Origin of the sequence: Methylorubrum salsuginis (assembly GCF_900114375.1) — a bacterium.
Taxonomy (GTDB): domain Bacteria; phylum Pseudomonadota; class Alphaproteobacteria; order Rhizobiales; family Beijerinckiaceae; genus Methylobacterium; species Methylobacterium salsuginis.
This window is the reverse complement of the sequence record NZ_FOSV01000002.1, coordinates 507,042-525,243: the sequence shown is the minus strand read 5'-3', so window position 1 is coordinate 525,243 and position 18,202 is coordinate 507,042. Positions and strand designations below refer to the sequence as shown.

At 69.4% G+C, this 18,202-nt stretch carries 17 protein-coding genes; 4 read left to right on the top strand and 13 right to left on the bottom strand.

Annotated features, from left to right (window positions below; translation table 11 throughout):
• The 9 genes from BM140_RS05175 to BM140_RS05135 form a co-directional block, all read right to left on the bottom strand.
• On the bottom strand, positions 1–344 hold a 344-nt coding region (locus tag BM140_RS05175; protein ID WP_207549426.1), incomplete at its 3' end, for a GTP-binding protein.
• A gap of 70 nt (positions 345–414) precedes the next feature.
• Positions 415–2,490: an elongation factor G gene (fusA, locus tag BM140_RS05170; protein ID WP_091942642.1), complete on the bottom strand. Its 2,076-nt coding sequence runs from the start codon at positions 2,488–2,490 to the stop codon at positions 415–417.
• A 60-nt stretch (positions 2,491–2,550) separates the two neighbouring features.
• Positions 2,551–3,021, bottom strand: coding sequence for a 30S ribosomal protein S7 (gene rpsG, locus BM140_RS05165; protein ID WP_091942640.1), 471 nt, complete (start codon positions 3,019–3,021; stop codon positions 2,551–2,553).
• Between the two features lie 105 nt (positions 3,022–3,126).
• Complete coding sequence (rpsL, locus tag BM140_RS05160; protein ID WP_004447775.1) at positions 3,127–3,498, bottom strand: 30S ribosomal protein S12; 372 nt, start codon at positions 3,496–3,498, stop codon at positions 3,127–3,129.
• 388 nt (positions 3,499–3,886) lie between these two features.
• Complete coding sequence (locus BM140_RS05155) at positions 3,887–7,357, bottom strand: SbcC/MukB-like Walker B domain-containing protein (RefSeq protein WP_091942638.1); 3,471 nt, start codon at positions 7,355–7,357, stop codon at positions 3,887–3,889.
• A gap of 110 nt (positions 7,358–7,467) precedes the next feature.
• Positions 7,468–8,550: an alpha/beta fold hydrolase gene (locus BM140_RS05150; RefSeq protein ID WP_244535297.1), complete on the bottom strand. Its 1,083-nt coding sequence runs from the start codon at positions 8,548–8,550 to the stop codon at positions 7,468–7,470.
• 76 nt (positions 8,551–8,626) lie between these two features.
• Positions 8,627–9,265 carry an alpha/beta hydrolase gene (locus BM140_RS05145; RefSeq protein ID WP_091942636.1) on the bottom strand — a complete coding sequence of 213 codons (639 nt, stop codon included), beginning with the start codon at positions 9,263–9,265 and terminating at the stop codon, positions 8,627–8,629.
• A 48-nt stretch (positions 9,266–9,313) separates the two neighbouring features.
• Positions 9,314–10,171: a hypothetical protein gene (locus tag BM140_RS05140; RefSeq protein ID WP_165616391.1), complete on the bottom strand. Its 858-nt coding sequence runs from the start codon at positions 10,169–10,171 to the stop codon at positions 9,314–9,316.
• Between the two features lie 115 nt (positions 10,172–10,286).
• Positions 10,287–11,216, bottom strand: coding sequence for a ring-cleaving dioxygenase (locus tag BM140_RS05135; RefSeq protein ID WP_091942633.1), 930 nt, complete (start codon positions 11,214–11,216; stop codon positions 10,287–10,289).
• 126 nt (positions 11,217–11,342) lie between these two features.
• Between BM140_RS05135 and BM140_RS05130 the strand changes: the two genes are divergently transcribed.
• Positions 11,343–12,305 carry a LysR family transcriptional regulator gene (locus BM140_RS05130; protein WP_091942631.1) on the top strand — a complete coding sequence of 321 codons (963 nt, stop codon included), beginning with the start codon at positions 11,343–11,345 and terminating at the stop codon, positions 12,303–12,305.
• Here BM140_RS05130 and BM140_RS05125 read toward each other — a convergent pair.
• Together BM140_RS05125 and BM140_RS05120 are read right to left on the bottom strand one after the other, a co-directional pair.
• Positions 12,248–12,895 carry a DUF4194 domain-containing protein gene (locus tag BM140_RS05125; protein ID WP_091942629.1) on the bottom strand — a complete coding sequence of 216 codons (648 nt, stop codon included), beginning with the start codon at positions 12,893–12,895 and terminating at the stop codon, positions 12,248–12,250. The genes BM140_RS05130 and BM140_RS05125 overlap by 58 nt on opposite strands.
• A gap of 3 nt (positions 12,896–12,898) precedes the next feature.
• Positions 12,899–14,329, bottom strand: coding sequence for a Wadjet anti-phage system protein JetA family protein (locus tag BM140_RS05120; RefSeq protein WP_091942627.1), 1,431 nt, complete (start codon positions 14,327–14,329; stop codon positions 12,899–12,901).
• Between the two features lie 109 nt (positions 14,330–14,438).
• Here BM140_RS05120 and BM140_RS05115 point away from each other — a divergent pair, with 109 nt between their 5' ends.
• Both BM140_RS05115 and BM140_RS05110 read left to right on the top strand, forming a co-directional pair.
• Positions 14,439–15,113, top strand: coding sequence for an HAD family hydrolase (locus BM140_RS05115; RefSeq protein ID WP_091942625.1), 675 nt, complete (start codon positions 14,439–14,441; stop codon positions 15,111–15,113).
• A 224-nt stretch (positions 15,114–15,337) separates the two neighbouring features.
• A complete protein-coding gene (locus tag BM140_RS05110) occupies positions 15,338–15,700 on the top strand; it encodes a hypothetical protein (RefSeq protein ID WP_091942623.1) in 363 nt (120 codons plus the stop codon).
• A gap of 63 nt (positions 15,701–15,763) precedes the next feature.
• On the opposite strand, the gene BM140_RS05105 is transcribed toward BM140_RS05110, so the two are convergent.
• Positions 15,764–16,660: an HpcH/HpaI aldolase/citrate lyase family protein gene (locus BM140_RS05105; RefSeq protein ID WP_091942621.1), complete on the bottom strand. Its 897-nt coding sequence runs from the start codon at positions 16,658–16,660 to the stop codon at positions 15,764–15,766.
• 167 nt (positions 16,661–16,827) lie between these two features.
• On the opposite strand from BM140_RS05105, the gene BM140_RS05100 reads away from it, so the two are divergent.
• A complete protein-coding gene (locus BM140_RS05100) occupies positions 16,828–17,217 on the top strand; it encodes a tautomerase family protein (protein ID WP_091942617.1) in 390 nt (129 codons plus the stop codon).
• Here BM140_RS05100 and BM140_RS05095 read toward each other — a convergent pair.
• A complete protein-coding gene (locus BM140_RS05095; protein WP_091942615.1) occupies positions 17,201–18,100 on the bottom strand; it encodes a LysR substrate-binding domain-containing protein in 900 nt (299 codons plus the stop codon). The genes BM140_RS05100 and BM140_RS05095 overlap by 17 nt on opposite strands.
• Between the last annotated feature and the right edge of the window lie 102 nt (positions 18,101–18,202).

Below are 18,202 nucleotides of genomic sequence, written 5' to 3'. Positions count from 1 at the left end.
TGCGGCATCGGGCCGTCGGCCGCCGACACTACCAGGATCGCGCCGTCCATCTGCGCCGCGCCCGTGATCATGTTCTTCACGTAGTCGGCGTGGCCGGGGCAGTCGACGTGGGCGTAGTGGCGGTTGTTGGTCTCGTACTCGACGTGGGCGGTCGAGATCGTGATGCCGCGCGCCTTCTCCTCGGGGGCCTTGTCGATCTGGTCGTAGGCCGTGAAGGTCGCCCCACCCGACTCCGCCAGCACCTTCGTGATCGCCGCCGTCAGAGACGTCTTGCCGTGATCGACGTGACCGATCGTGCCGATGTTGCAGTGCGGCTTCGTGCGGGAAAACTTTTCCTTGCCCATCGGGGCCTCCTCAATTCGAATACGGTTGCGTGAGTGGAAGTGCCTGAGGCGCGAACCTCAGGCATGAGCCTTAGGCGTACTTGGCGATGACCTTGTCGGCCTCGCCGCGCGGCACTTCCTCGTAGTGATCGAACTGCATCGTGAAGTTGGCGCGGCCCTGGGAGAAGGAGCGCAGCTGGTTCACGTAGCCGAACATGTTGGCCAGCGGCACCATCGCGTTGATGACGTTGGCGTTGCCCCGCATGTCCTGGCCCTGGATCTGGCCGCGGCGGGAGTTGAGATCGCCGATGACCGAGCCGGTATATTCTTCCGGCGAGACCACCTCGACCTTCATGACCGGCTCGAGCAGGACCGAGCCACCCTTCTGCAGCGCCTCGCGGAAGGCGGCGCGGGAGGCGATTTCGAAGGCGAGCGCCGAGGAGTCGACGTCGTGGTAGGCGCCGTCGATCAGTTCCACCTTCACGTCGACCACCGGGAAGCCCGCGAGCACGCCCGCGCCCAGGACCGAGTTGAGGCCCTTCTCGACGCCGGGGATGTACTCCTTCGGCACCGCGCCGCCGACGATCTTCGACTCGAACGAGAAACCGGCGCCCGGCTCGTTCGGCTCGACCACGAACTTCACCCGGGCGAACTGACCGGTACCGCCGGTCTGCTTCTTGTGGGTGTAGTCGATCTCCTGACGGCGGGTCAGCTTCTCGCGGTAGGCCACCTGCGGCTGGCCGATATTCGCGTCGACCTTGTAGGTGCGGCGCAGGATGTCGACCTTGATGTCGAGGTGGAGCTCGCCCATCCCCTTGAGGATGGTCTGGCCGGATTCCTGATCGGTCGAGACGCGGAAGGACGGATCCTCGGCGGCGAGCTTCGAGAGCGCGATGCCGAGCTTCTCCTGGTCGGCCTTCGACTTCGGCTCGACGGCGATCTCGATGACGGGCTCCGGGAACTCCATCTTCTCGAGGATGACGGCGTCCTTCGGGTCGCACAGCGTGTCGCCGGTGCGGGTGTCCTTGAGACCGGCGAGCGCGACGATGTCGCCGGCGAAGGCTTCCTTCACGTCCTCGCGGTTGTTGGCATGCATCAGCAGCATGCGGCCGACGCGCTCTTTCTTGTCGCGCGACGAGTTGATGACGTTGGCGCCCGATTCGACCTTGCCCGAATAGACGCGGCAGAAGGTGATCGTGCCGACGTGGGGGTCGTCCATGATCTTGAAGGCGAGCATGGAGAAGGGATCGCTGTCGCTCGGACGGCGGACCACCTCTTCCTCGGTCTTGAAGTCGAGGCCCTTGATCTCACCGCGATCGGCCGGCGAGGGCAGGTAGTCGACGACGGCGTCGAGGAGCGGCTGCACGCCCTTGTTCTTGAAGGCCGAGCCGCACAGGACCGGGTGGAAGGCGCGCAGCTGCACGGCGCGGCGGACGAGCTTGCGCAGCGTCTCCTCGTCCGGCTCCACGCCCTCGAGGTAGGCGGTCATAGCGTCGTCGTCGAGCTCGACGCAGGCCTCGATCATCTTGGTGCGGTACTCGGCGGCCTGATCGGCGAGATCGGCCGGGATCTCCTCCTCGGAGAAGTTGGCGCCGAGCGCCTCGCCCGACCACACGATCGCCTTCATCTTGATGAGGTCGATCACGCCCTTGAAGCTGGACTCCGCGCCGATCGGCAGCTGGAGGCAGACCGGCTTGCCGGCGACGCGGCCGATGATGTCGGCGACGCACTTGAAGAAGTCGGCGCCGATCTTGTCCATCTTGTTGACGAACACGACGCGCGGCACGTCGTACTTGTCGGCCTGACGCCACACGGTCTCGGTCTGGGGCTCGACGCCCTGGTTGCCGTCGAGCACGCACACGGCACCGTCGAGCACGCGGAGCGAGCGCTCCACCTCGATGGTGAAGTCGACGTGGCCGGGGGTGTCGATGATGTTCAGACGCTTCTCGCGCCAGAAGCAGGTCGTCGCCGCGGACGTGATGGTGATGCCGCGCTCCTGCTCCTGCTCCATCCAGTCCATCGTGGCGGCGCCCTCATGGACTTCGCCGATCTTGTGGGACTTTCCGGTGTAGTAGAGGATCCGCTCGGTCGTCGTGGTCTTGCCGGCATCGATGTGGGCCATGATGCCGAAGTTACGGTAGTCCTCGATCGCATGCGTGCGGGGCATCGGGGTCTCTCCGGAAGAAGGGCGGGCGAGGCGCGCCGCGGTCGGCGCGCCTGAAGCGAATTACCAGCGGTAGTGCGAGAAGGCGCGGTTGGCCTCGGCCATCCGGTGGGTGTCTTCGCGCTTCTTGACGGCGTTGCCGCGGTTGTTGGCGGCGTCGAGCAGCTCGGCCGACAGACGCTCGACCATGGTGCGGTCGTTGCGGCCGCGGGCGGCCTGGATCAGCCAGCGGATGGCCAGCGCCTGACGGCGCTCGGTGCGGACCTCGACCGGGACCTGGTAAGTCGCGCCGCCGACGCGGCGGGAGCGGACCTCGATCGCCGGGGCGACGTTGTCGAGGGCGGCGCGGAACACCTCGATCGGGTTGGCGCGGGCGCGGCTCTCGACGATGTCGAAGGCGCCGTACACGATCCGCTCGGCGGTCGACTTCTTGCCCTCGTACATGATCGAATTCATGAACTTGGTCAGGACGACATCGCCGTACTTCGGATCCGGGATGATCTCGCGCTTCTCGGCAGAGTGACGACGGGACATCTTCGTGCTCTCAGAAAAATTGGCTTAAGCACCTCGCGCAGGCCGCCTTGAGCATGACGCCGGCGACATCCTTGCGAGGCCGTGGAAACGACCGTCCGAAGAATCTTACTTCGGACGCTTGGCGCCGTACTTCGAACGGCGCTGCTTGCGGTTCTTGACGCCCTGCGTGTCGAGCACGCCGCGGAGGATGTGGTAGCGCACGCCCGGAAGATCCTTCACGCGGCCGCCGCGGATCATCACCACGGAGTGCTCCTGAAGGTTGTGGCCCTCGCCGGGGATGTAGCCGATCACCTCGAAGCCGTTGGTCAGGCGCACCTTGGCGACCTTACGAAGCGCCGAGTTCGGCTTCTTCGGGGTCGTGGTGTAGACGCGGGTGCAGACGCCGCGCTTCTGCGGGCAGGCGTTGAGCGCCGGCACCTTGTTGCGCGCCTTCTGCGCCTTGCGCGGCTGGGCGATCAGCTGGTTGATCGTCGGCATCCTGTGCCCTCTTCATCCGGCCGCGACCTGGCGGCCAAAGTCTGAACTCGTGCCCCTTGCGGGGCGCCCGTACCGCGAGCGAGCCCGCGGCAAAACGAATAGCGCCAGAGGCCGATAAGGGCCTTTGGCGATGGTGAGGCAGAGGATCACGCCGGAAACCGACGCGGTCTTACCCGCTGATCTGACGAAGTCGCCAGGATATGATGCCGGTATCGGTCTGACGACGGTCGCCGAAGCCCCTGGCTTCGACCCGAAAGCGACTCTCGATCCACCGGAGTGGCGCGCTTCTAGACGGGGGGCTCCGAGGCGTCAATGGCCGCGGGGCATAAAGTTCGATGAAGAACCGGCGGTTTTGCCGGCCAAGCCTGCGCTTTTCGCAGGTGCTGTTCTACTCAGCGGCGTCCGAGACGCGAAACGCTTCGACTCCCTGCCGCTCCGGATTGATCGCGGCGAGCGCGCGCTTGGCCGTTTCCAGCGGATGCTCCGATTCGATTCGCACCGAGGTCAGGTCCGGGCTCTTGTAGACCGTCACCACGGTGTCCATCACCTCGGTGAGCGTGGTGCGCTTGTCTTCGGGGGCGGCGATGAGGAGTTGCAGGCCCCAGCCGCCGAACAGATCGACCAGCGACTGGCTGTTGCGCACGTCGAGCTTGGAGAAGGCCTCGTCGAGCAGGCACAGGCCGAGCCCCGGGGCATCCTCGCCGGGTCGGTCGCCGGGATAATAGGCCGACGCCATGGAGGCCGCGATCGCCACGTAGAACGGCGCCTGCGCCTCGCCGCCCGATCCCCGCAGGGCCCGGCTCGACAGGGTGGTGCGGTTGCCCGCCCGATCCTTCATGCCGATCTCGTAGACGAAGTAGTTGCGGTAATCGGCCAAGCGCGCGGCGTTCTCCTCGCCCTCGATCAGCGCGGTGATCTCGGCGAGCGCCGCCGCGAGGTGGCCGCCCTCGGCCGCGGTGTCGTCGGCGCCCGGCAGCACCGCCTGCGCGGCATCGGGCGAGCGGGCGACTTCGGTCGCGAGCTGGTGGACGGCGGCGTAGCGGCGGTCCACCGCCGCCTCGAAGGCATAGGTCTGGCCCGTGAAGGTCTGGGACGACAGGCGCTCGTTCAGCGCATCGAGCCGCGCCTGCATCCGCTCGAACTTGTCGGCGAGCCGCGTCAGCAGATCTTCGGTCATGAGGCGGCGCATCTCGGCCTCCGCCCGCAACGATTGATCGCGGTAGCGGCGCAATTCGTGCCCGGCCACCTCGTCGCGGGCGCGCACCGCCCAGGCATAGCCGAAGGAGGCCGGCGTCTCCCCCGATCCCAACGGGTTTTCGACGCGCCACGCGGCGCAGTATTCGGCGAGGTCGCGCTCGGCGGCGCGGCCCTGGTGGCGGGCGGTCTCGGTCGCCTCGCGGGCGGCGTTGCGGGCCTGGGAGGCCAGAGCCGTGAGCGCCTTGGCATCGAGATCGGCCCGGTCGGCCCGCGCCCCGGCGATTCCCGCGAACACCCCCGGCGCGTCGGCCGGGGCCGGGCCGGCGAGCCGGATGCGCACCGTGTCGCCCGACGACCAGCGCTTCACCGCCGCACGATAGGCCGTGAGCGCCGAGCGGGCGGCCTCGCGGCCCTGGTTCAGGCGGGCCTTCAACCCGGCTTCCTCGGCGAGCAGGGCGTCGCGCTTGGGCTCCAGCACCTGCACCAGTTCGGTGAGATAGGCCGAGCGCTCTTTTGCGAGTTCCTTCAGCTCCGCCTCGATCGCGCCGTTATCGGCCTTGGCGACCGCCTCCTGCTCGGTGGTGAGCGTGCGGCGGCGGCCCTCGATGGCGTCGGCCTCGGCCCGGAGCGCGGCCACGTCGACCGGGGTCTCGGCGAGACGCGTGCGGAGCTGCGCGGCGATGCGGGCAGCCTCGCGCATCACGTTGGCCTCGGAGCGCAGCGCCTTGGCCTCGATCTCCGCTTCTTCCAGGCGGCGGCGCGTGTCCATGGTCGGCCCGCGCTGGCCGCGCGTCATCATCAGCGGAACCGGCCGCACCACCGAATAGGCCATGCCCGAGGTCGAGCGCCCGCTGGGCGCCACCGCCCGGCCCATGCGGGCGAGCGCGGCGTCGTCGGGTGCGAGATCGTAGCCGCCGAGGCGGGCGGCGAGGAAGGCTTCCGCGTGCGGGCTATCGGTCTCGATCAGGCCCATCGGCCCGTCGTCGATCCGCCGCGCGGCGCGCCGCGACGTGTCGGTGGTCTTCACCAGCAGGCAGCGGAAGAACTGGTTCTTCTTCGCGTCGAGCAGCGCGAACGCCCGGTCGAGGCGGTCGGGCTCGACCACCAGGGCTTCGCGGGCGCGCCCCAAAAGACCTTCGAGGGCCGGACCCCATTTCGGATCGACGATCTCGGCGAGTTCGCAGACCGGCACCGCCTCGATCCCGAGCCGGCTCAATTCCTCGCGGAACGCCTCCGTATCGGCCGAGAGCCGCGCCGCGCTGTTGCGGCCGGACTGGACTTGGCCCGCGAGGCTGCGCACCTCGTTCTCGCGCTCGCGCGCCCGGTAGCCGAGGTCTTCCGCCGCGCTCTCCAGCGAAAGCGTCACGTCGGGCATCTGGGCCAGAGCGTCGAGCAGCCCGGCTAAAGGCCCGCCGACTCGAAGAATCTCGTCCGGCGGAGCCTCGCGGCGGAGCCCCGAGCGGGCGCAGGCCTCGACGATGCGCACGGCATCGGGGGCGACCTTGCGCAGCGTCGCGCCGACGCTCGCCAGCCGCCCGGCCTCCTGCACGAGGCCGACGACGTGGCCGAGGCGCACCGTCAGGTCGCGCCGGTCGCGGGCCAGCATGGCGAGGCCGGCATTGGAGGCGGCAAGCCGCGCCTCCGCGGCGCTGCCCGAGAGCATCGCCTTGCGGGCGGCGATCTCGGCATCGATCTCGCGCACGAAGCCCTGGCTCGTGGCCACGCTCTCGCGGGCGATGCGCAGGCGCTCGGTGACGTCGGCGAGCGCCGCGCGGGTGCCGGCCCAATCGAGGACGCGGCGGCGCAGATCCGCGCCCGCGGCGCGCAGGTCGTCGAGGGCTGCCATGAGGCTCGCCCGCGCCCATTCCTCGTAGCGCCCGCACAGGCGGGTGAGGTGAGAAAGCCGCTTCTCCAACTCCTCGATGGTTTCAAGCAAGCGCCGCCACGTCTCGATCGACTGACGGATGCGGGCGACATCCAGCGGCTCGGGCTCCAGCACGAAGGAGCGGACGAAGGCGCTGGTGTCGAAGATCGGCTTGAACGCGACCGCGTTGGAGAAGGTGCGCAGGAACTGGCGCGGATCGGGCACCGGCGCGCCTTCGCGCAAAGTCGCCAGCACGGCCGCCGTGAAGCGCTCGCCGGAGGTGCGGTATTCCTCGAAGGTCTCTGAGCGGCGACGCAGATCGGCGGCGATCTCGGCCCAGGGCGCGACGAAGCTGCCCTGGTCCGTCTCGCGCACGTAGTCGGCGATCTCGAAGCGGTGGCCCACCGCGACGAAGCGCGAGAGCGTCTCCTCTTTCGGCTCCTCGGCCCGCGCCGCGAGCGCGAGGCCGACGGTGACGATGCGCCCGCTGCCGGGATGCTCGAACACCAGCGCGATGACGGTCTCGCAGGCCTCGCGGGTCGGGCGCCCGCCCTCGGCCGGGTCGCTGATCCAGCCGAGACAATAGTCGCGCACGGTGCGGGCGGAGCGGCCCGAGGCGGAGGCGTTGAGCGCGAGCCGGCTCGCGTTGTTGCCGGCCAGCACCGTGCCGACCGCGTCGAAGATCGTGGACTTGCCCGCGCCTGTCGGACCGACGAGCGCCGCCGCCCCCCGAATCCGGATCTGCTCGCGCCGGATGAGGTACCAGTTCGAGATCGCGATGTCGGTCAGGCGATACACAAGGAAGAGCCGCCGGGTCCCGAGATGCCAGTCGAGCGGGGGGAATGGACGCTGGGGCCCCGGCGCGCAAGGGCGGGCGAGGTCGGGCAGGGCTGCGCGGGGTCTTGTCCCTATCTTTCCCGAGGCGGGCTGCGCGCCATCAGCCCATCGATCGCCACCTCCACCTTCGCCCGCCCGGCGTAATGGATCATGTGACCCTGGCCGGGCAGGACGGTGAGCGTGCTGTCGGGCAACACGCCGTGCAGGCGCATCGACTGGGTGTGGTGATCGACGAGGCCGTCGGCGTCGCCGGTGAGGATCGCCACGGGCAGGGTGAGGCGGCCGTAGCTGGTCTGGAGTCGGGAGACGGCGGCGTTCATGGAGGCCGCGTCTTCGCTGACCGCCCGCAATTGCTGCGAGGCGACCGCGACCTCGACGGGAAAGCGCTCCGAGAACTTCGCGGGCACGGCTTGCGGCCAGAACACCTTGCGGAACGATTGCTCTGCCAGCGCCCGGTTGACCCGGTCGGGCACGAGGGCGCGGGCGGCATCGCCCAGGCCCGGCACGGCGAGCGCGCCCGCCAGCGTCGCGTCCGCCCGGTTTTCCGGAAAGTAGAACCCCGAGAGCAGCACCAGACCGCGCAAGGGCCGGCGCGGCTCGGCCGCCATGGCGAGCGCCACGATGGTCCCCCAGGAATGGCCGACGACGAGCGGCCGCTCGGCGTTGAGCGCGTCGAGCACGCGGTGGATCAGGGCGGCTTGCGCGGCGGCGCTCCAGATGCGGGCGCGCGGCCGGTCGGTGCGGCCGAAGCCCGGCCGGTCGAGGGCGATGACCCGGTAGCGGGCGGCCAACCGATCGATCAGACCGCTGATGGCGTAGTCCTCGGCCATGGTGCCGTTGCCATGGATCAGCACCACCGGTCGGCCGCGACCCTTGACGAGGACGTGGACCGGCAGGCCATCGACGGTGACGAAGCGCCCGGCTACCGCGCGCCGCACCGGCTTCGGAGCGGGCCGGGTCGCCTGCGCGACGGTCCGGCCGATCTCGCGGGCGGCGTCCTGCGCCACGTCGCGGGCGATGGCCTTCGCGGTCTTGTCGGCCTGCCGCAGGGCCGCCTGCGTGGTCCGCGTCGCGGCCTTGAGGGTCTTCTTGACCTGCGCCGCCTGCCGCCGCTGGAGGCTGGCCATCCCGCGCTTGGAGAGGAACGGGAACACGGCATCTCCTCGGCAATCGGCGCGCCCGGCTCCGGCCTTCCCTGCCATGCGGGCAGGCCGGAACTAGGGCGCGCCCTCAAGCGGCGCGGCTCTGCGTCAGCCTAGCAAGCCACGCGCCCGCCGCCGCGAGGTCGGCCTGCGACAGGTTGTGGCCGGCCGGCTGGACCGTATGGGTGACAGCCGCCCTCGCCGCTTCCAGCCCGGCGGCGAGGCGGGCGGCGTTGTCGGCGGGCACGATCGGATCGAGGGCGCCCGACAGCAGCAGCACCGGACGGCCGGCGAGGTCGGCGGCCGGCATCACCTTGAGCGGCACCATGGCCCGCAGCAGCACGGCGCCGGCCAGGGTCTCGGGGTGCAGGAACAGGGTCGCGGCGGCGATGTTGGCGCCGTTCGAGAAGCCGACCGCGACCGGCGCACCGATCCCGTAAGCCTCCCGCGCCTCAGCGACGAAAGCGGCCAGCTCGCCCGCGCGGCGGACGACGTCGGCCTCGTGGAACACGCCCTCAGATAGGCGCCGGAAGAAGCGGGGCATCCCGTTCTCCAGCACCGGCCCGCGCGGCGACAGCAGCGCCGAGCCGGGCGAGAGGGCGCGGCCGAGCCCGATCAGATCGTTCTCGTCGCCGCCGGTGCCGTGCAGGAGCAGGAGCGGCGGGGCGGCGGCGTCGGTGCCGGGCTCGAAACGGTGCTGGAAGCCGGCGAGGATGGGGGTGGTCATGGCGAACTCCTGAGCAGCAGTGTCATCGGGCGCGCTGTCCAATTTGTGTCACTCGAGGCGCGCCTTGATGTTCGGCCAATCATTTTTACTGTAACGGAGCGTAAATTTCTCGGCCAATGACAGGTATATCTCTCGCGGCGCGACACCCGGGAAATGCACGATCGTTGGATAAGCTAGAGTCTTACCTTTACGGAAATGCGGAAAACCCGAAAATGCATCGAGTTCGAACTCCCGACCGTTGATGGTCGTGAGCATCAGAGCCTGGCCCATCTCATCGATGACCGGCATCGGAACGATGCCAATCTTTCCAAGAGCCATCGCTAGGAACGGCTCGTCGGAGGGCGTTGTGCCATAATGGAGCAGTCCGGTGACGTTGCCGAGCGTGTCATGGAACTGCTTGGCTTCCGCGAAAACCGATTCGGCGACCTGACCCCGCTTAAAAAAGAATGCGCCGCTATTGATCTGGACAAGGCTCACGATCTCGGCCGCCCGGCACATCTCGGCAATCGGCATGTCGTACCAAGTTCCCGATTTCTTGACCTCGCCAGGGATGCCGAACTCGTAATCTTCCGAAAGATCCTCCCAGATACGGCGGATACGGCTCTTCAGGACAAAGCAATCTGTGTCGATGAACAAAGTTTCTGCGAAGGCGCTATAGCGATACGCCTCGAGCTTCAGCATGGGTCCGCAGGCGGCGCGCGGGACATCTATGGTCGAGATCAAGTCGAACACGCGATGGCCGTAATCCAACGCGCCAGCATCGACATCGGTTACGAGCTGGATCGGGCGCTCACGATCGTAGTGCCGGATCGACAAGGCGCATACATACGCCATGTCGAGATATTTCTTCGCTCCGAACGCCAAAAGAAGATAGCCCTGATCATGCGATATCTTCATTCCAGCCACCCGCAGAACTGTCGTTCGACCCGAATGTCGAACTATCCCAGCTGGGCAGCGTCCGCAATGCGCGGGACGGGGATGAGGACCGTCCGGGCGGATCCGGACGGCCGATTCTGTAGCGTTACGCGACCTTCGGCAGCACCGCCTCGATCCGCCCGCGATGCGGCTCGAGGAAGGGTGGGAGCTTGAGCGCCGTGCCGAGCGCCTCCGTCGGCTCGTCGACGGAGAAGCCCGGCGCGTCGGTGGCGATCTCGAACAGCACGCCGCCCGGCTCGCGGAAGTAGATCGAGCGGAAATACTGCCGGTCGCGCTGCTCGGTCACGTCGAGACCGTGGTCGCGGCGCAGCGCCGCCGCCATCGCTTCCTGCGCCGCGTCGTCCTTGGCCCGGAAGGCGATGTGGTGGACCGAGCCCGCCCCCTGGCGGCCGGGCAGGAAGTCGCCCACCGCCCGGATCGTCACGAAACCGCCGAGCACCGCGCTGCCCTTGAGCCGGACCGCGCTGCCCTCGGTGCCGACTTCCTCGAAGCCCAGCACACCCGTCAGGATCGCCGCGGTCGGCCCCGCCTCACGCAGGAGCAGGGTGACGCCGTGGAAGCCGCGGATCGCCTGTTCGGGGGCGATGTCGCCGGCCGCCCAGGCGGCTTCCGCCTCCGCGCCCTCGACGCCGACGAGCGCCAGCGGCATCCCGTCGGGATCGCGGAACCGCAGAGCCGTCTCGCCGAAGACCGTCACCGGGGCGTCGTGCGCCACGTTCATGGCGACGAAGCGGTGGGTCCAGGCGCCGATCGAGGCTTTCGGCACCCGGAACGCCGTCTCCGACACCTGACCGATGCCGACCCGGCCGGGGGCGGCGTGCGCGATGGGGAAGAAGGTCAGGATCGTGCCCGGCGTGCCGGCCTCGTCGCCGAAATAGAGATGGTAGGTGCCCGGATCGTCGAAGTTGACGGTCTTCTTCACGAGCCGCAGGCCGAGCGCGCGGGTGTAGAAATCGACGGTGCGGGCGGTCGGGCCGGAGAAGGCCGTGACGTGGTGGAGGCCGTGCTCGGACATGGGGGGAACTCCTCGGTTCGGATCTTGGCCTCAGAAATCTTGGCCGATCCGCGTGAGCCCAATCTGGTCCTTGCCAAGCCGCGATAAAACAGAAACGATCGAAACGCATCGTTTCGGATTTTTCCCATGGCGCGTCTTCCGGATTTCGAGGCCTGGGCGGTGTTCGCCTCCGTGGCCGAGAGCCTGTCCTTCTCCCGCGCTGCGGACGATCTCGGCCTGTCGAAGGCGACCGTTTCCAAGGCCGTCGCGCGGCTGGAAGAGCGGCTCGGCGCGAGGCTGTTCCACCGCACCTCGCGACGCCTCGCGCTGACGGAAGCGGGCCGCGCCGCCCGCGAGGACGCCGCCGCCCTGCTCGCGGCGGGCGAGGCCGCGGAGGCGCGCGCGCTCGACGCCAACGGCACGCCGCGGGGACGGGTGCGGCTGGCCGCCCCCATGTCGTTCGGGGTCGCCCACGTGGCGCCGGTCCTGCCGGAGTTTCTGGCAGCCCACCCCCAGGTCTCGGTCGATCTGCATCTGTCGGACGCCCAGGTCGATCTGGTCGGCGGCGGGTTCGATCTGGGCCTGCGGATCGCGGCGCTCGCCGATTCCTCCCTGCGGGTGCGGCGGCTCTGCGGCGTGCGCCGCTCGCTCGTCGCCACGCCGGCCTATCTCGACCGTCACGGGCGGCCGGAGCACCCGGACGACCTCAAGCGCCATGCCTGCCTCGGCTACGCCTATCTGCCGACGCCCGACCGCTGGCATTTTTCGGACGCGTCCGGGACTACCGCCTCGGTCGCACCGGAGGGGCCGCTGCGGGCCAACAACGCCGACGCCCTGGCGCCCGCGCTGCGGGCGGGGCTCGGTCTCGCGGTGCAGCCGGACTTCACGATCTGGGACGACCTCGGCGCCGGCCGGCTGGAACGGGTGATGCCCGATTGGCAACCGCCGCCGATCGCGCTGAACCTCGTGATGCCGCCGGGCCTGCCGCGGCCGGCGCGGGTGAGCGCTCTGATCTCATTCCTGGAAGGCGCGTTCGCGGCGGTGCCGTGGGCTCAGCCGCCCTTGCCTTCCCCTCGCCCATCCCCCGCCGCCGCCCAGGCCCGCACCTGATCCATCCAGGCATCCGGCGAGAGCACCGCGATGCCCGGCATCACGGTGAGCGGGGTCACGCGCTCCAGACGGTCGCGCTCGCCGAGCCGCAGCGCGCCCTTGCGGGCGAACAGGCGCAGGATCTCGATGAGGCGGGTCTCGTCGGGCGGGTCGGAGCGGGCGGCGGAGCGGATCGAATCGGCGATGTCGTCGGTGGTGCATTCCACTGTGCCGTCCGTGGCGACGCGGGAATCGCGCAGGCCCTCCTCGTAGGCGAGCCGCAGGGCCAGCAGCACCAGCGTCTCGTCCTTGCGCAGCCGTTCCCCCTGCGCGTCGTGGCGCACGCCGTCGGGCGGCAGGGACAAAAAGACCATCTGGTCGCGGTGGGCGACCTCGAAGCGGTAGCCGAGGCAGGCGAAGTAGTCGCGGAAGAACGGCGCGTAGTGGCGCGCCAGCTCGTAGGAGCGGCCGATGCCGGGCGTCGCCGCATAGACGCACTGACCTTTCAGCATCACCTGAAGCGCGCGGGTGAGTTCCTCCTCGCTCGGGGCGGGGCTGCCGGGCGGGGGCGGCTCGTCCCCGTCGAGGATGGCGCGGAAGGCGTCGAGCATGGGTCAGCGGGTGCCAGTTGCGGCGCGGCGGGTCTTAAGCTCATGACTTTTGGGCTCGACTACGCGCTCGATGGAGAAATCCGGGCAGTCGATCCAGCCGTTGGCGAGCCGGCCCTCGCCCGGCGCGAGGCGGTAGCGGGCGCGCAAGGCCCCGTCGAACAGCACGTCGATCTCACGCAGGCGCTGGAACACCACGAAGGCATCGACGTCGGTGATGGCGATGTCCGAGCCGCGTAAACGACGGCCGGGCTTCAGATGCGCGTCGAGGAAGGCGGTGATCCGCTCCGGCGTCACGGTGGTGCGGCGGCGGAAGGCATCCTTGGCGATGACGAAGGCCTCGATCACCGGATCGGTCTCGATCTCGGGCAGTGGCTCGGATTCGATGGCGCGGCGCGGCATCCGCGGGTTGGTGAGCTGCGGCGGGCCGATCGGGGGGCGCAGCAGCGACACCTCCGGGGCCGGCATGGCGGGAAAGGTGTCTTCGGGCGCCGCGCCGGCCGCGCGCAGGGCCGCGGCGGCCCGCTCGATCCGGGCGGAATCGCGCGGCTCGCGGTAGCGGAGCGTCGCCGCGATGCGTCGCTCCAGCCGGGCGACGACCGAGGCGACGGCATCGAGATGCGGATCGAGCCCCTCGAAGATCGCCAGGATCTCGACGAGGTCGGTGCGCACCATCCGCTCGGCGGCGGCGAGATCGCCGGCCCGACCCTCGCGCAGGTTGCCTTCCGCCAGCGCCCGCAGCGTCAGCGGATCGCGCAAGGCCCGCCCCGCCTCGCGGACGATGCCGGAGCGAAAGCGGAACGGATTGAAGCGGGTGTGCAGCGTCCGGTAATCGGAGACGAGGTGGCGCTCGACGAATTCCTCGAAGTAGAGCCGGAGCGCCGCGCCGACGTTCTGTTCCCGCAGGATGCGCTCTTCGACCTTGCGAAGCCCCCCGGCGAGCCCCCGCAGATGGGCCAGGAAGGTGCGGGCGGCCTTCGCCGCATTGCGCAGGGCCTCCGAGCGGTCCGCCGGGTTGGCGATGGCGCTTTCCAGCGCGCCCAGAACCTCCAGCACGGCGCCGCCGTAGGAGCGGGTCTCGCCCCGGTCGATCCGGGCCAGCTCCTCGATCAGCAGGCGGGCCTCGGGGTCGAAATCCACCACGGGCACGTAGCGCTCGCGCCGCTCCACCAGCCATCCGGCTTCCACCAGCCGGCGGTAGACGTAGGAGCGGCGCTCGATGGGATCGGCCGGCGCGGTCTCGTCGTCGGCGATCTCGGCTTGCGACCAGCCACCCGAGAACTCCCCGATGGCGACGATCAGGTCGGCCTTGCGCAGGGGCTCGGCGGCGTCGCCGAACACCGTGGCGTGCAGGTGCAGCAGCAGGGCCGCGTTGAACACGCGGCTCGGCGCGGCGAGCGGGCGGAAGAGGTCGTCGGCGAGGTGGGTGAAGAGCATGGCGGGCCTGAAGGGGAGCCAAAGCCCGGCCTTCCCCCCAGGTCAATGCCGCCCCGATGCATCGCCCCGGTCTGCCGCCCGTTGTCCCATGAGACTTCCGGAGGCTGCCATGCGCATCGAGACCGTCTTCCTGTTCGACCTCGACGGCACGCTCGTCGACAGTGTCTACCAGCACGTGCTGGCGTGGAAGGAGGCGCTGGACGAAGAGGGCATCGGACTCTCGGTCTGGCGCATCCACCGCAAGATCGGGATGAGCGGCGGGCTGTTCACGAACCAGCTCCTGCGCGAGACCGGCCTCGACATGGACCCGGCCCGCATCGACCGGCTGCGCCGCCTGCATGCCGAGGCCTATGGCCGGCTTTCGAAGGGCGTGGTGCCGCTGCCCGGCGCCAAGGAATTGCTGGCGACGCTCACCGACAACCGCATCCCCTGGGCGATCGCGACCAGCGGGCGGATGGAGACGGCGGGGCACAACCTCGTCGCGCTCGGCGTCGATCCCGAACGCGTGCCGGTGGTGACCCGCGATGACGTGAAATACGCCAAGCCCGATCCCGACCTGTTCCTCGCCGCCGCCGAGCGCCTGAACGCGCCGATCGAGCATTCGGTGATCGTCGGCGACTCGATCTGGGACATGCTGGCGGCACGGCGTTGCCGCGGCCTCGGGGTCGGCCTGCTGTCGGGCGGATACGGCACGGAGGAACTGGAGCGCTCCGGCGCGGTGCGGGTCTACGACGACCCGGCCATGCTGCTCGACCATCTCGACGAGGTCGGCGGACGGCGCTGAGGCTCGCTCGTACAGCCAAGGTTAATCCCGTGCGCAGGCGCACGTTTCGGTAGGTCGGAACTCTGTGCGAAATCCTGACGATTGGCTGAACGACCGGTTGAACGGTCATTCATGCGGCAGGACGTAGCATCAACTTCATCAACACGGGAGTGAACCGTTTCCGCTGCACCGCCGTTGGGGTGCCATCGGATCGATGATCCTCCCTCACGGAGAAAGTCTTCCAGATGAAGAAGCTCGCAGTCCTCTCCGCCGCCGCCGTGCTGGGCGTCGGCGCCCTCACCTCGACCGGCGCCGAGGCGCGCTGGCGCGGCGGTGGTGGCGGCGCGATCGCCGCCGGCGTGATCGGCGGCCTCGCCGCGGGCGCCCTGGTCGGCGCCGCCGCCTCCAACAGCTACGGCTACGGCGGTGGCTATTACGGCGGTTACGGTAGCGGCTACGGCTACGCCCCGGCCTACAGCTACGGCTATGCCCGTCCGGCCTACGGCTACCGCTCGGTCGGCTACTACGACGACGGCTACTACGCGCCGCGGACCTACTACCGCCGCAGCTACTACGCCCCGTCCTACGGTTACGGCTACGGCTGGTAAGACGGCTCACGCTCCGGCGTGAAGCAGGCCGCGTCCCGCAAGGGGCGCGGCCTTTTCGTGCCTTCAGGCCTTCGCGCCGGCGTCGCGGGCCGCGATGGTCTCCGACCACACCACCGAGCGGCGCGCCATGCCGATATGCTGGCGCTCGTACATGCGGCCTTCGACCTTGATCGCCGCGCGCTTGGCGTTTTCCGGCAGGTTGAAGGCGTCGATGACGAGGCGGGCGCGGCGCACCTCCTCCTCGGTCGGGGCAAAGGAAGTGTTGGCGGGCTCCAACTGGTTCGGATGGATCAGCGTCTTTCCGTCGAAGCCGAGGTCGCGCGCCTGGCGGCACTCCACGCGGCAGCCGTCCACGTCGGAGATGTCGTTCCACACGCCGTCGAGGATGGTCAGGCCCTCGGCGCGCGCTGCGGCCAGCGTCAGCATGATCCAGGGCAGCATCGGCACGCGGCCGGGCACGAGCTGCGCCCAGGTGTCCTTGGCCAGATCGTTGGTGCCGAGCACGAAGCAGGTCAGCCGGGTGCGCCGGTCGCGCCGGGCCTTGGCGATCTCGTGGATGTTGAGGATCGCGGCCGGGGTCTCGATCATCGCCCAGACGGCGATGGAATCGGGGGCGTCCAAGGCCTCCAGATGGTCGGCGATGCTCTCCAGCACGGCGGGCGACGACACCTTCGGCATCAGGATCGCGTCGGGCTTCGCCTCGATCGCAGCCCGCAGATCGCCCTCGCCCCAGGGGGTTTGCGGGGCGTTCACGCGGATCACGAGTTCGCGATGGCCGTAGCCGCCACCCTTCACCGCGGCGCAGACCTGCTCGCGGGCCAGCTCCTTTTCTTCCATCGACACCGCGTCCTCGAGATCGAGGATCAGCGAATCGGCCGGAAGGGTCTTGGCCTTCTCCAAAGCTCGCGCATTCGAGCCCGGCATGTAAAGCACGCTGCGGCGCAACCGCAAATCCGACATCTGAGGTCTCCTCCGTCAGGCCGGCGCCCTTGCCGCGCCGCACCATTTTGCATGCGGAATACGAGAGAACCGGTTCGGTTGGAAGCGGCAGGACGCGGCTCTACCTTACCGGCGCGGCCGGCGACCGCCAGAGGCCGCACGTTGATCTCACCTGCCGGAGTCTCCCCATGCCCCTCATGCGCTTCGACCTCTTGGAAGGCCGCAGCGACGCCGAGCTGAAGGCCCTGCTCGACGCGGCGCACGAGGCGATGCTGGAGGCGTTCAACGTGCCCCCCGGCGACCGCTACCAGATCGTCACCGAACACAAGCCGACCCGGATGATCGTGGAGGATACCGGCCTCGACATCCCCCGCACCAAGGACGTGGTCGTGGTGCAGATGATCACCCGCCCGCGCGGTCGCGAGAAGAAGGAGCTGTTCTATCGGCTGCTCACCGAAAAGCTCCAGGCCGCCTGCGGGATCGCGCCCGCCGACGTGATGGTCTCGACGGTGGAGAACACCGACGAGGATTGGTCGTTCGGCCACGGCCGGGCGCAGTTCCTCACCGGCGAATTGTGAGCGAGGTTTTTCCCTCCGCCACGAGCCAGTCGACGAAGGCGGAGAGCGCAGGCGATTTGTCGGCGTCGAACGGCGTCAGCACGAAGTAGCCCGGCCGCTCGACCACGATTTCGGGAAAAGGGGCGGCGAGCCGGCCCTCGCCCACCGCATGGTCGAGCACGGGGAACGGCCCGATCCCGAGCCCGGCCCCATCCTCCACCGCCTGAAGCGTCACGAAGAAGTGGTCGAAGACCCGCGGGCGGGCGCCCGCGGGTCGGTGCGCGTTCGCCGAGGCGAGCCACGCGCCCCAATCGTCCGGCCGGGTCTGGGTGCCGAGCAGGATGTGACCGTCGAGATCGCCGGGATTTTGGAGCGGGCGCCGCGCCAGGAGCGCCGGACTCGCCACCAGAGTGTCGAATTCGGGCAGGAACGGCACGGCGTGATGCTGCGGCCACGGCTCGGGGCCGCGCCGGATCGCGAGATCGAAGCCGCCGCGCAACTCCTCTTGCAGCGTGGTCGTGGTGGTGACCGTCACCTCGGTGTCGGGCCGCGCATTCCGAAAAACATCGAGCCGCGGGATCAGCCAGCGCATGGCGAAGGTCGTCGGCGCGCTGACCCGCAGGACCCGCGCCGCCGCGGGCCGACCGCAGGCTTGGGCGGCTTCCGTCAGCCGGTCGAAGGCGAGGCTGATCTCGGCGGCGAATACCCGCGCGGCTTGCGTGGCCACCATCCGCCGCCCGACGCGGGCGAACAGCGGCTGCCCGAGCCACGCCTCCAGCGCGGCCACCTGACGGCTGACCGCGCCGTGGGTCAGGCCGAGTTCGGCCGCGGCCGCGGCGTAGCTCCCGGCCCGCACGGCGACCTCGAACACGCGCAGGGCATTGAGCGGCGGCAGGCGGCGCATGCGTGAGGTTTTAGCACGGTATGCGTGAGATGGAGGGGGCTGATCGCGGAAAGCTCACGGGTCTAGAAGCGAAACCGACCGGATCGATCCGCTTCCGGTCGC